11 protein-coding genes and 1 tRNA gene are annotated in these 11,977 nt (G+C 65.5%); 9 read left to right on the top strand and 3 right to left on the bottom strand.

Features of this window, described 5'->3' with window-relative positions; genetic code table 11:
- Positions 1-12: 12 nt before the first annotated feature.
- Positions 13-1,629, bottom strand: coding sequence for a hypothetical protein (locus tag AB0A74_RS22540; RefSeq protein ID WP_358252193.1), 1,617 nt, complete (start codon positions 1,627-1,629; stop codon positions 13-15).
- 126 nt (positions 1,630-1,755) lie between these two features.
- Here AB0A74_RS22540 and AB0A74_RS22545 point away from each other — a divergent pair.
- From AB0A74_RS22545 to AB0A74_RS22560, 4 genes are all read left to right on the top strand, one after another.
- Positions 1,756-1,829, top strand: a tRNA-Thr gene (locus tag AB0A74_RS22545).
- 83 nt (positions 1,830-1,912) lie between these two features.
- Positions 1,913-3,532 carry a tyrosine-type recombinase/integrase gene (locus AB0A74_RS22550; RefSeq protein WP_358252195.1) on the top strand — a complete coding sequence of 540 codons (1,620 nt, stop codon included), beginning with the start codon at positions 1,913-1,915 and terminating at the stop codon, positions 3,530-3,532.
- A gap of 104 nt (positions 3,533-3,636) precedes the next feature.
- Complete coding sequence (locus AB0A74_RS22555; protein ID WP_358252197.1) at positions 3,637-5,424, top strand: ATP-binding protein; 1,788 nt, start codon at positions 3,637-3,639, stop codon at positions 5,422-5,424.
- A 126-nt stretch (positions 5,425-5,550) separates the two neighbouring features.
- Positions 5,551-6,102, top strand: a complete 552-nt coding sequence (locus tag AB0A74_RS22560; protein WP_358252199.1) for an NUDIX domain-containing protein — start codon at positions 5,551-5,553, stop codon at positions 6,100-6,102.
- On the opposite strand, the gene AB0A74_RS22565 is transcribed toward AB0A74_RS22560, so the two are convergent.
- Together AB0A74_RS22565 and AB0A74_RS22570 are read right to left on the bottom strand one after the other, a co-directional pair.
- A complete protein-coding gene (locus AB0A74_RS22565; RefSeq protein ID WP_358252252.1) occupies positions 6,088-7,164 on the bottom strand; it encodes a tetratricopeptide repeat protein in 1,077 nt (358 codons plus the stop codon). The two genes, AB0A74_RS22560 and AB0A74_RS22565, sit on opposite strands and share 15 nt — an antisense overlap.
- A gap of 243 nt (positions 7,165-7,407) precedes the next feature.
- Complete coding sequence (locus AB0A74_RS22570) at positions 7,408-7,791, bottom strand: XRE family transcriptional regulator (protein WP_358252201.1); 384 nt, start codon at positions 7,789-7,791, stop codon at positions 7,408-7,410.
- A 179-nt stretch (positions 7,792-7,970) separates the two neighbouring features.
- Here AB0A74_RS22570 and AB0A74_RS22575 point away from each other — a divergent pair, with 179 nt between their 5' ends.
- Genes AB0A74_RS22575 through AB0A74_RS22595 form a run of 5 tightly spaced genes read left to right on the top strand, consistent with a single transcriptional unit; the run spans position 7,971 to position 11,866 of the window.
- Entirely contained in the window at positions 7,971-8,234 is a 264-nt protein-coding gene (locus tag AB0A74_RS22575; protein WP_358252202.1) for a helix-turn-helix domain-containing protein, read from the top strand.
- Complete coding sequence (locus AB0A74_RS22580) at positions 8,231-8,587, top strand: WhiB family transcriptional regulator (protein WP_358252204.1); 357 nt, start codon at positions 8,231-8,233, stop codon at positions 8,585-8,587. The genes AB0A74_RS22575 and AB0A74_RS22580 overlap by 4 nt, the downstream gene beginning before the upstream one ends.
- On the top strand, positions 8,587-8,940 hold the full coding sequence (locus AB0A74_RS22585) for a hypothetical protein (protein WP_358252206.1): 354 nt from the start codon (positions 8,587-8,589) through the stop codon (positions 8,938-8,940). The genes AB0A74_RS22580 and AB0A74_RS22585 overlap by 1 nt, the downstream gene beginning before the upstream one ends.
- Before the next feature lie 5 nt (positions 8,941-8,945).
- A complete protein-coding gene (locus AB0A74_RS22590) occupies positions 8,946-9,722 on the top strand; it encodes a hypothetical protein (RefSeq protein WP_358252253.1) in 777 nt (258 codons plus the stop codon).
- Positions 9,719-11,866: a cell division protein FtsK gene (locus AB0A74_RS22595; protein ID WP_358252207.1), complete on the top strand. Its 2,148-nt coding sequence runs from the start codon at positions 9,719-9,721 to the stop codon at positions 11,864-11,866. The genes AB0A74_RS22590 and AB0A74_RS22595 overlap by 4 nt, the downstream gene beginning before the upstream one ends.
- Positions 11,867-11,977: the final 111 nt, after the last annotated feature.

The raw sequence follows: 11,977 nt of genomic DNA on the forward strand, positions 1-11,977 counted from the left end.
TCCCCTCCTCATTCACGGGACGCGGGAGTCGTCGTTCGGTTCCGAATCCGGCATGTCACTCGATGGGGTGGCCCGCCGGAGTCGCGGGCGGTTGGTCGGGATCGCTGCCACGACTACCACGCCGATCAGGAGCAGGGCGGTCCCGGTCCAGAAGATGGGGATCGTCTTGTAGGCGGCGTTCGTGTAGGCCAGCGGGTGGCCTCCCTGGTTCTTGGGCGGGGCGGCCTGCCCGCCGCCGGGCGGCGTCTGGGCCGGCGCGCACACCACCCCGCCGTTCGGGGCCGCCGCGCGGACGATCTGCTCACCCAGGGACACCTGTGCCAACGCCGACGGCAGGTTCGGCAGCCCGAGGGCGTCGGTCGGCAACAGCTGGAGGTCGAGCAGCCGCGCGGTGGCCCCGAGCATGAACCCCTTGATCACGGGGCCGCCTTGCTGGAGCGGACCGTCGAGCACCATCGACTTCTCGTTGAGCTGCGCGATCTGCAACCGCAGCACACCGATGTCGAGCTTGCGTTCGCCCAGCGCGCCGACGACGGGCAGGTCGCCGGTGAGCGGCAGGCCGATCGGCACGTCGAGCTTCGGGTTCGCGGCGTCCAGGACGCCAAGTTCCTTGCCGCCCTGCGAGACCCGGAGCACGGGAGCGGTGTAGGTGACCCCGGACGTGGCCGCGTCGCCGGTGGACAGGGCGGTCAGCGTCGGCCGGCTGACGACGTCGATGCGGATCTCCATCGGCGTGCCCGCGAGCAGCCGGACGCTCGCCGCCTGGAGGGTTGACGTGGACTTCACGGCCTTGTTCGCGCTGCCCGGCAGGTCCACCAGCTCGACGGTGGAGCGGGCGCTGAGCGTGTCGGGCAGGCTGAGCAGGGAGCCGGTCGCGCCGGTGTCGGGCGAGCCGGACAGCAGGCCGCCGAGCTGGCTGAGGGGAGCGCCGAGCCCCTTGAGGCCGTCGATCAGCGCCTGCTTGCCGGCCGCGTCGAGCTTGGGCGTGTCGCCGGTGAGCATGCCGGTCAGGTCGGTCGAGCCGGGCAACGTCGGGATGGCGTTGAGCACCGACAGGCTCGCGACGGACGTCCGGGCGTCGGCCAGCGGCGACACGCACGGGCCCAGCTCGTCGTGCCAGCGGGCGTGGGCGCTGCCGTTGAGGAGGCCGACCTTGAGCAGGGCGTCCAGCGGGGTCGGTGGCGGGGTGAGGCCGCCGGTGGCGGGCGCGGCGTTGTCCGGGGAGGCGGTCTGGACGAGCGTGCCGGGCGTCTGCGGCGCGCGGCCCTGGACGGCGAACCCGAGCGGGGAGGCCTGCGCGACGGCCCGCTCGTAGGTCAGGAACGCCTCGGTGTTGGCCTGGGCGCTGGCCAGCCCCACCCCGACCTCCGCCGCGGACTGCTTGGGCAGCTGCTCGCTGAACCCGGGAAGGATCGTGCTCGTCGGCACGGACTCCGGCGCCAACCGCACCACCGCGAGCCCCGTGCCGGCGTCCCCGACCGCGTGCGCGGTGATCGGCGGACCGGCCGACGCGGGCGGCTGGTTCGGGTCGCGCGGACCGGGCACCGGGGTCGTCGTGGGCTGGGCGAACGCGGGGGCGGCGCACAGCGCGACCAGCACGGCGGCGGCGGGCAGGGCCATCAGGCGCATCGGTGCGGTACCTCCCACGACGGCGACGTCGACTGCGGCGCGCGCGTGAGCGGCGTCACGTACGGGCTAACGACCGCACCCCCTGGTGGGTGACGGTCCATGGCTGGGCTATAGTTGTCGCGTCTCGCCGCCTTAGCTCAGTCGGCCAGAGCGGCTCACTCGTAATGAGCAGGTCGTCGGTTCGATTCCGACAGGCGGCTCGCAGGTGAGACACCCCGGATGGCTCCGGGACGGCTCCTCCGTGGAGCTAGTCGTGGAGCCATCCGGGGTTATCGTCGTCTCCATGGCGACCAAGTCGGCGGACTCACGCACCCAACGCGGCGAGATCGAGACGCTTCCGAGCGGAGCGCTGAGGGTCCGCGTGTACTCCGGCCTCGACCCCCTCACGGGCAAGCGGGTGTACCTCACCGAGACGGTCCCGGCGGGGCCGAAGGCCGCGAGGCAGGCGGAGAAGATCCGCACCCGCTTCCTCGCCCAAGTCGACGAGCGACGCAGCCCGCGCACCAAGGCGACGGTGAACCAACTACTTGATCGCCACTTCGACGAGTTGGACGTCGAGGAACAGACGAAGAACGATTACCGGTCCCTGGCGGCTAAGCACATCCGGCCTCTGATCGGCTCCAAGCCGCTCGCCAAGGTGACCGGTGAGCTTCAAGACTCCTTCTATCGGGAACTTCGCCGTTGCCGTGACCACTGCGACGGCAAGCGGTTCAAGAAGTGCCGGACCACCCGCCCGCACGAATGTGACCACCGGTGCCGCGAGCACACGTGTAGCGGCCTGTCCGATGCGTCTATCCGCAAGATTCAGTCCATCCTTAAGGGAGCGGGCAAGCGCGCTTTCCGCTGGGAGTGGGTCGGTAGCAACCCGTTCGACAAGGCAGAGTCCCAGCCCGCGCCAAAGCCCAACCCTCAAGCGCCTACCCCGACGCAGGCCGCCGCAATTCTGATGGAGTCGTGGTACGACCTCGACTGGGGAATGTTCATCTGGACCAAGACAATTGCGGGCTCCCGGCGCGGCGAGACGTGCGCTTTCCGCTGGCGGGACTTCGACCCAGACTCCAAACTGTTGCACGTAAAGCGCAACATTCGTCAGCGAGGGTCGCGGACTTGGGAGAAGGACGTCAAGACTCACCAAGAGCGCAAACTGTCGCTGGATGACATGACTGTTCAACTCCTAATCTGGTACCGCTCGTATTGCGCAGAACGGGCCGGGTTGCACGATATGCCCGACGATGCCTTCATCTTCACAGCAAGCCCGGACGGCTCTACTTACCGTAAGCCGGATACAGTGAGTCAGCGGTTCGAGCGCCTTTGTGCGCGCCTTGGCTGGGATATGCATATCCACGAGATGCGCCACTACAACATCACTGAACTAATCTCTCATGGAGTTGACCTTCGAACCGTTGCTGGCCGAGTAGGACACAGCGGTGGCGGAGTGACGACGCTGAAGTACTACAGCGGTTTCCGGCTAGACGCCGATCAGCGCGCGGTGCAGGTCTTGGCGTCGTCCATGCCCATCCCGCCGATCGACCTTAATGCGGCGAAGGTGGTGCCGCAAATGCCCGCCGTCAACCTAGAAAGCCCATACCTGAAGATCGCCGCTGACCTAAAGGGCGCTATCGCATGTGGCGCTTTGCAGGCCGGAGACTACCTCCCTCAGGTTGCCCGGTTGGCCGAACGCTATGGTGTGTCTTTCGGGACCGCCCAGCGAGCCATTGGAGAACTCCGTTCGGCCGGGCTCGTTGCCGTTAGCCGCGGGAAGCGTGCGGTTGTGATCGATACGGTGATGTCTCAAACCGAACCACTAGCGGATGTCGTCGGTCTCGACAACCGTCGCCGCGAAGGCCGCAAAGCTGTGCCTTACGCCAGTCAACCCACGGAGTCGCGCTCATCCCGCACTTGATACGACGGACGCTCATATGCGCTCATCCGCTCCGCCATCCTAGCGTTTGCAACACGCAGCCAGTTCGACACCCGACAAACGTCGTCGTGGACTAAGGTCTGTGCATGACTGAAAGCGATGGCACGCAGGAGGCAGCACCTCTTCCAGGCATTAAGATCAAGAGCATAACGCTCATCGATGGCTCACGGCACGTACTTCCTGAAGTCGGAGTCACCGCTATCGTCGGCGGCAACAACACTGGCAAGAGCACTCTTCTGCGCCAGCTCGGCAGCCGACTTCAGTCCGAGCCGGCGAATTTTCCACCTCCAGGTGATCTGGCAATCTGCCAAGGGTTGGAGCTTGAGGTTTCGGGAACTCATGAGGACCTTTTCAACTGGATACGCGCAAATGCGGTACTCCAAAGGCCTCATAAGAATGACCCCAACCCTCGCGAATTGTATGCCCGTCCGGGGACGAATGCACTCGGCGCGGAAGATATTCAAAGCGCCTGGCCACGCATAGTGAATGGCGCGATTCCAAATTTGGCCCCTTTTCTCGTGAGCTACGCCGACGTTGGTAGTCGGCTGGGGCAGCCCTTCAACGTCAGCCACCGCAGTCGGCCGGGTGACCATCCAACTTCGCCTATTCACTACCTTGAGGACGACGACCGTCTTCGCAGGAAGCTCGACTCTTTGTTCTTTGACATATTTGGCCTCCACCTCACGCTCGACAAACTGGGAACAACTACTACCCTTCGTGTAGGTGACGAGCCACCTGGGCTTAAGTTGCTCACTTATCACGACAACGCAGCAGCCGTGCGAGACGAGTTGGATAGACTCAGCCCTGTTGATGCTCAAGGTGATGGGATGCGGGCTCTAATGGGCCTACTCCTACCTCTTGTGACTGCCACATATCCTGTCATTATCGTCGACGAGCCTGAGGCTTTCCTTCATCCACCCCAAGCGGTGAAACTGGGTAGAATACTTGGTGAGCTTTCGCGGGACAACAGAGTGCAGGTGATTCTGGCTACCCATGATCGCAACATACTCATTGGCCTGCTGCAGAGCAATGCATCACTTGCAGTCATAAGGTTGACCCGTGATGGCAACACGTCGAGTTCGCATCGGCTTGAACCTGATCAGATTCGTACGATTTGGTCAGATCCGGTCCTGAAGTATAGCCACGTTCTTGACGGCTTGTTTCATAGTCGTGTTGTTGTGGCGGAGAACGAACGTGATTGCACATTCTACGCTGCGGCACTCGATGCGGCCCACGAGGAAATGCCCTTGCCTATCACCCCGAGTGAAGTCTTGTTCGTCCCGACAAACGGAAAGGATGGGCTAGCGCCCGTAGTTGAGGCGCTTGCCCGTCTTAAGGTTCCGGTAATTGCGAGTCCGGACCTCGATATGCTCGACGACACGACTAAGATGAAGCGCTTGCTGAAAGCACTTGGTCGTGAATGGGCTGATTTTCAGGAAGACTACATTGCGTGTACAGCGCCGTTCCGTGTTTCTCGCCAGACGCCGACTTTGGAACACGTCGCGCGCAGTATAGAAGCCTTCCTGAAGAAGCAGTGCGAAGACTTTCCTGAAGCACTTTGGGATTCCTCACTTAGAGATGAACTGAATTCCTTGACGCGGGTAGAGGGTAGTCCTTGGAATGCCTTGAAGACGGTCGGAACGCTCGCGTTCCCGCAAGCAGTATCCGGTCGTGCGAATAAGCTCTTGGAGCGACTGGACCAAGCCGGGTTGGTGCTTGTGAAGGTCGGTGAGCTAGAGCGATTCGCCCACGGCTACGATGTCGACGCCCGTAAAGGGTTGACGTGGTTGCGAGCAGCCCTTCAAGCCGGAGTGCATCGAGGAGATGCGGCCAAGGGCCATGTTCGAAGGTTCTTCTCCATGCAAGGATCTTGACCACGGCACGAAGATGGCGCGTGAGTTTGTGTTCCGTAGGTGGTTTGAGGCCACAACCTACAGATGTGGATCACGATACGGCAGCCACTCTCGGCGCAGCCGTGCGTGTCTCGTAGGCTCGGGGGCGTGAGCGACGAAGAGCGCGGCGCGTGGAAGAAGTTCGGCGAGCGGTTGGTCTACGACAACCGGTGGGTCAAGGTCGGGCTCGCCGACGTCGAGGCACCCAACGGCGAGCGCTGGGAGTACCACGTTGTCCACTTGGCTAGAATCGCAATAGCTCTGGTCGTAAACGACCGGGACGAAGTGCTCATGCTCTGGCGCTACCGCTTCCCCACCGACCAATGGGGGTACGAACTTCTCGGCGGCATGGTTGATGACGGTGAGGACGCCGCCGCAACGGCCGCGCGAGAGGCCGCCGAAGAGAGCGGCTGGAAACCGATTGGCGAGCCAGAGCATCTGGTCAGCTTCGAACCGCTTCCCGGTCAGGTCACGGCGCAGGTTGACGTGTATTTGTGGCGTGACGCCGAGTTGATCGGCGAGCCAACCGACACCGAAGAAGCCGGCCGCGTCGAGTGGGTTCCGCTCAGCAAGGTCAACGAGTTGGCGCAGCGGCAGCAATTGTTGGGTTCGGGCACGCTCGTGTCATTGCTCTACTACCTGAATTCACGCCGTACGTGACTTGCTGGCTGGAAACGTGAGCTGGGCGAGTCGGCGCAAATGACGGTCGGACCTGATCTGTTGACCAAGCCGTTTCGCTTCGCGCGCGTACGATTGTGCAGCGTCCCGTTCGCCGGCGGCAGCGTGCGCGAACGCGAGATCGACCAACATGCCGACTCGCGCGCGGATGAATTCAGGCGGCAGGCGCGGTAGAGCGCGCGTCAGGTGATCGACCGCTTCCGGGTCGCCGAGTCGGGCGAGTGCGTTGCCGCGCCAGCGGGCGAGATGGCTGCCGCCGAGAAACACGAACGGCAAGAGCGGGTCCACCGGGTCGGCCGGTAGGAGTGCGTCCGCCTCGTCGAAGGCTTGGACGGCGTTGTCCCGCTGGCCGGCGGCGGCGTAGCCCTCTCCGTGCGCCGCAGCGAGCCATGCCCGTAGCAGCGGCGTTGCAACGTCGTCAGCGAGCGCGCGAGCCTCCGCGAGCTGGTCAAGCGCGGACGCGGTCTCTCCGACGTCGATCAACACGAAGGCCTGCTCAGCCGTCGCGTGTGCCAACAGCCCCACCGAACCTGCCTCGCGAGCGGCGGCCTTCGCGCGCTGGTAGTGCACCCACGCCTGGTTGATCGCGTTCCGGTCGAGTGATTCCCAACCCGCCAGCGTGGATGCCTCGACCAGAACGCTCGCCAGTCCCTCACGGTGCCCGCGACCGGTGCCGTACTGGAGAAGGTTGCCGACTTGTTCGATCTGGCTGCGGAGCTGGTCGAGGAGAGTGATCCCACCGAATCTGCGGTCGACGTGCCGAGCGTGATCAACCTGTCTGCGGAAGATCTCAACGGTGGCGCTGTCTACCTGGCTTGCCGAGGCGAGACGCAAGCGGAGTTCGCTCGCCTCATCGTCTTCAACCTCGGGCGGGAACCCTAGTTCTTCGTTCGTGCGCCCGTAGATGTCGCGGAACAGCCTCCGGTAAGTGGGGCTGCTGACCGGCTCATGCCCGTTCTCCCACCGCGACAGCTTCGTCTTGAGACTGGTTCGCGTCATGATCGGTTCGCCGAGCATGTCCGCACGCTTGATGAGCATGGTCATCACTGCGTCGGCGGAGTACCCGAGCAGCTTTCGGACCGCCTGAAGCTTGGTCGGGGTGGTCAATGCGCACCGTCCGAATAACCGGGTTTACCAGCGGAGTTATCTCGGGTTAACGAACCGCGGATTAACCTGCGCCATCTGTGGATCGGTGCGCAAATGCCGTTTCTTGTAGGCATGAGCGGAAAGCGAAACGGCGCGACGATCACGGCCCCGGTGCTGTGCGTCCCCCCGACCACAGCGGCCCTACCGGGGTTGCTCGTCGGTGCGGGCGGCTACGGCCTCCAGGCGGCTGCTCATCGTGTCGAGCCGCTCGGTGATGTCCTGCAAGTGGTCCTGGATGCTCTCCAGGCGCGACAGGATCTCGTCGGTGGGGTTCCCGGTCTCCCCGGGCCGCAACGGCGTGTCTCCACGCAGCACAGCCGACAGGTGCCCAGGGTGCCACTCCAGGGCGACCGACAGCGCTTCGAGCGTGCGGCGGCTGCGCCGGCGTTCGACGGTGTGGTTCTCCAGTTCGCGGACGATGGCCTGGGAGATCTTCGACCGTTCGGCAAGCTCTCGCTGTCGCAAGCCAAGCTCGCGCGACCGCGCCTTGATGGCCTTGCCGACCGCAGACCAATCCTCTGCCACGTATTCCTCCGCGCTCCGCCTCGCGGTCGAGATTAGCGCGAACCGCTGATATTGCGCGGCGATTGGTGTGCCGTGCCCACTGATTCGACCTCTCACGCAATCGCGACCGCTGAAATAGGCGTGTAATCCCGCCTATTTTGGCGAATCAAAGCCAAGGGCTTTCCACGATGGGTACACCCATGCCTGACGCCGGGCGGCCGGCGTTCTACACGGTCCGCGAGGCTGCCCGGTTGCTTCGCGTCGATCCGTCCACGCTGTACCGGGCACTTCGGGAAGACGGGTTCCCGGCGATCCGCGTCCGGACCCGCTACGCCATCCCGTCCGCCGCGCTCCACAAGCTGATCGAGGAGGCCGCCGAGACGGGCGGTGTCGTGGACGCGGGTGTTCCGGCCGACGAGCGCAGCGTTCGCGGCCTGAACCGACTCGTCGGGGGTGCGTGGTGAACGAGCCCGTGAACCCCGACGAGTACTTCGAGGGCATCGCGTCGAGGCTGGACCGGTTCGCCCCGGTGCCGGATGACGTGCTGTGGGAGTTGGTGACCCGCGACGGTGCCTGCATGGCGGAACGGTCCGCTGGACAGGAACCGAACTTCACGGGTGACGCGGTGGCTGACCGCGAGTTGGCCGCGCAGGTCTGCGCCAAGTGCCCGGTGCGGGACGCCTGCTTGGAACTGGAGTTCCGGACGTCCGGTGCGGACGGCTTGGGCGTGTGGGGCGCGCTGAACGACGACGACCGCCGCGCGGTCTACCCGGTCTGGCTCGCCCGACGCGACGAGACGGAAGGCGGTGACCGGTGATGGAAGCCGCTGTGTTCACCGTGACACCGACGATGTTGCTCGCAGCCCTCGGGGTTGTGCTCGGGGTGTTCATGGTCTGGCGGGCGAGTGTCCGCAAGGCCAGGGCTGCCGCCGACGCAGCGCGAGCTGGTGCCCGAGCCATGTCGCTCATCGGTCGGGTACTCGTGGTGGGCAGTGTGATCGTCGGAGTTCAGTGGGTCGTCATCACGCACGCTGCCCACAACACTCCGCTGGTCGCGACCGTGCTCGGGCTGCCCGCGCTGTTCACGGCGCACACCGTGGTTCGTGCTCTGACCATCGTGGCGGATGGTGGCGGAACCACGCGCAGGGATCGGCGTGGTGGTCGGCGATGAACCGCATGATCAAGTCCGCGGAAGGGGTGTCCGCGTTCGCGCGGGCACCCCGCCCGGGGGTCGAGGCACTTGCCCAGGAAGCCGCGCAGGCTGCGGCTGTCCGTGCACTGCGCTCGCACCCGGACGTCGTGGCGCTTCGGGTCGAGCAGGTCCGCGTTCAGGTCGACCGTCTGTGCTGGGGCGGCATCGTGCTCGGACTGGCGTTCACGATGACCAACGTCCAAGCGTTCGCGGCCGGGGGCAGCGCGCCCTGGTCGCTCGCGTGGCTCGCCGCGTGGTTGGTCGACCCGATGGTCTCGCTCGTGTTGCTGTCCATCCTCCGCGCGGAGCAGATCACTGCCCGGTACCGCGTCAGGACCGGGCCATGGGTCCGACGCGCGAAGTGGTTCACGTTCGCAGCTACGTACGTCATGAACACATGGTCATCGTGGGTGGCGGGGTCCGTGGCCGGGGTGGTGCTGCACTCGGTTCCGCCTCTGGTGGTGTTCACGGCCGCCGAAGCGGTGACGGACCTGCGGGACAAGCTCACGGCGGCAGTCGCGGAGGCGTTCACGGAGGCTGGTGGAGTCCCGCAGCCCGCCGGCACCGACGCGGTTCAGCCCGCAGCGCCAAGGCCGCGCAGGCCAGGCCGGAAGCTGTTCGCGGACTACCTGGATGCGGCGCGCGCGGCCTGGAACCCGGCGGTCGAGATCACGCCAGCGTGGGTCCGCCAAGCCACCGGATGCTCGCGTGGGCTGTCGCCCCGCCTCGCTACCGCGCTCGCCCGGGAGGTGTCGCCATGAACGGCGAGGCGGTGAACGGGGACGCCGTGAACGGGGACATGGTGCCGGTTGGTCCGGTGTACGACGGTGAACTCGTCGACGAGGACGGCCAGGGAGTCACCGCAACGGCGACGCCAACCCGTGAACGGTGGCGCGTGCGGGCTGGCCGGTGGTGGCGGCACTCGCCTCGCGTGCCGCTCGCTCTCAAGAGCGGACCGCACGCGCGGCAGGCGGTGCGGGATGGGGTGGCATGGCTGCTGCTACTGCCTTGGCGATTGTTGCGAGCCGCAGCACGTGGGGTGCTCGCGGCGTTCCGGTGGTGGCGGAAGTGGGTGACCGTCCGGGACTACCGGGAGGCCGCCGTGTCGTCGGACAAGCTCGCGGACAAGTTCATCGAGATCCGTGAGCTGACGATCTTCAGGTGGAAGGTCACGGGTGCGGTCGTCGGCGGGTTCGCCTGTGCGCTTCTGGTCGCCTGGCTGCTCTACGGGTCGATCACGTGGTGGGTCGTCGGCGGCCTGGCCGTGCTCATGCTCGCCGTGCTCGGCCGGCGGCGGGACGGGTCGCCGGGTCGCAAGGCGGTGTTGTCCGGACCGCGATCGCTGACGTGGACCATGGACCCGCAAGTTCTGGTGGACGCCTTCCGGGACGCGAAGCTCATCGGGAAGGACGAGACGCTACGGCTGGTCGAACGAGCTACGCGGCAGGGCGACGGATGGGCGATCACCGTCGATCTGCCCGCGACGCGCAAGGCGGCAGACGTCGTCAAGAACAGGGATGCGTTGGCGTCGGCGCTTGCGGTGGATGAGGTTCAGCTCATCGTGGAGCGGGTGCGCGGGAACGGCGGCCATGCCGGGCGGGTCGCCATGTGGGTTGCCGACTCCGACCCGTACGCGACACCTCCTCACCGCACGCCGTTGCTCGCGGCGGAGCGGTGGGACGCTTGGCGTCCGGTCCCGTTCGGACGGGACGCACGCAACCGGCGCATCCATGTCCCGCTCGTGTGGACGTCGTTGCTCATCGGTGCGATTCCGAGGCAGGGCAAGACTTTTACGGCACGGTTGGCAACCGCGGGCCTGATCTTGGACCCGCACACGCGGCTGTACGTGGCGGACTTCAAGGCCGGCAAGGACTGGGACGCGGCGGCGCTCGTCGCGCACCGGTTCCTGTCCGGTGACGAGCCTGACGACGTGCTGACGCTCATCGGCTGGCTGGTCGAGTTGATCGCAGAGGTTCAGGACCGGTACCGGCGGATGCGCGAGTTGGACGACCGGGTGTGTCCGGAGTCCAAGGTCACTCCTGCCATGTCGCGGGATCCTGCGCTCCGTATGCCGATCACGCCGATCATCATCGATGAAGTCCAAGTGCCCTTGGAGGACCGTACTTCCCTTGAGGTGCAAGGAAAGAAGCTCACCGCCGGTGAGTACGTGGGCGAGTTGCTGACCTGGCTCGCCAAGAAGGGGCCAGCGGCAGGGGTTGTGCTCGTGCTCGCCACGCAGCGACCGGACTCGAAGACGATTCCGTCCGGCCTGCGCGCGGTACTCGGCTCGCGGTTCGCGTTGCGCGTCATGGACTGGCGTGACTCAAACATCGTGCTGGGGGAGCAGATGAACACGCGCGGGCACGATGCGAGCAGGCTTTTGCCTTCTCACAAGGGCGTCGGCATCCTCAGGCCGGATGGCGACACGGACGCCGGTGCCGATGTACTCGCGATCACCGTGCGGACCGACTACATGCCTAACGACGATTGGCGAACCATCTGCGAGCGCGGACGGGCGCTTCGAGAGGTTGAGGGGACGTTGACGGGGCAGGCGGCCGGACACGACGCCCCGGCCGAACTCGACCACGCGGTGGTGGCTCGCACGATCGGTGCGGGCACAGGAACGGCATCCGGCGAGCCACGAACGGAGGTTCAGCGTGATCTGCCGGAGCCGCTGGCGTCGGTGATCGACTACCTACGTGCGAATGACTCGGATCGCGAGTTCGTTCCCAACTCGGAGTTGATCGAAGCACTGGGCGCTGACCCAGTGTGGTTCGGCAGGCAGATGAGCGAATTGGGCTGCCGATCGGTGCGAGAGCGGATCTCCACGGAAGATGGCGTGCGTCAAGTACGTGGGTACGTCGTAGCGGAAGTGCTGGCGCTCGCCGACCGGTTGGCGGACTGACGGACCATGATCAGCGCACTGTCACAACTCCCGAACCCTGCTGCCTCAACGTCACAGCCGCCGAGACGCTACGGAAGGGCTGCTGACCTGCACATACATGCCGCTGTGACG

Origin of the sequence: Saccharothrix sp. NPDC042600 (assembly GCF_040647305.1) — a bacterium.
Classification (GTDB): domain Bacteria; phylum Actinomycetota; class Actinomycetes; order Mycobacteriales; family Pseudonocardiaceae; genus Actinosynnema; species Actinosynnema mutabilis.

Excerpts from the sequence above, each read along its gene's own strand:
- AB0A74_RS22540 (WP_358252193.1), bottom strand. The coding sequence starts at position 1,629 with ATGCGCCTGATGGCCCTGCCCGCCGCCGCCGTGCTGGTCGCGCTGTGC.
- AB0A74_RS22575 (WP_358252202.1), top strand. The coding sequence starts at position 7,971 with ATGCCTGACGCCGGGCGGCCGGCGTTCTACACGGTCCGCGAGGCTGCC.
- AB0A74_RS22590 (WP_358252253.1), top strand. The coding sequence starts at position 8,946 with ATGATCAAGTCCGCGGAAGGGGTGTCCGCGTTCGCGCGGGCACCCCGC.
- AB0A74_RS22585 (WP_358252206.1), top strand. The coding sequence starts at position 8,587 with ATGGAAGCCGCTGTGTTCACCGTGACACCGACGATGTTGCTCGCAGCC.
- AB0A74_RS22565 (WP_358252252.1), bottom strand. The coding sequence starts at position 7,164 with ATGACCATGCTCATCAAGCGTGCGGACATGCTCGGCGAACCGATCATG.
- AB0A74_RS22595 (WP_358252207.1), top strand. The coding sequence starts at position 9,719 with ATGAACGGCGAGGCGGTGAACGGGGACGCCGTGAACGGGGACATGGTG.
- AB0A74_RS22550 (WP_358252195.1), top strand. The coding sequence starts at position 1,913 with ATGGCGACCAAGTCGGCGGACTCACGCACCCAACGCGGCGAGATCGAG.
- AB0A74_RS22555 (WP_358252197.1), top strand. The coding sequence starts at position 3,637 with ATGACTGAAAGCGATGGCACGCAGGAGGCAGCACCTCTTCCAGGCATT.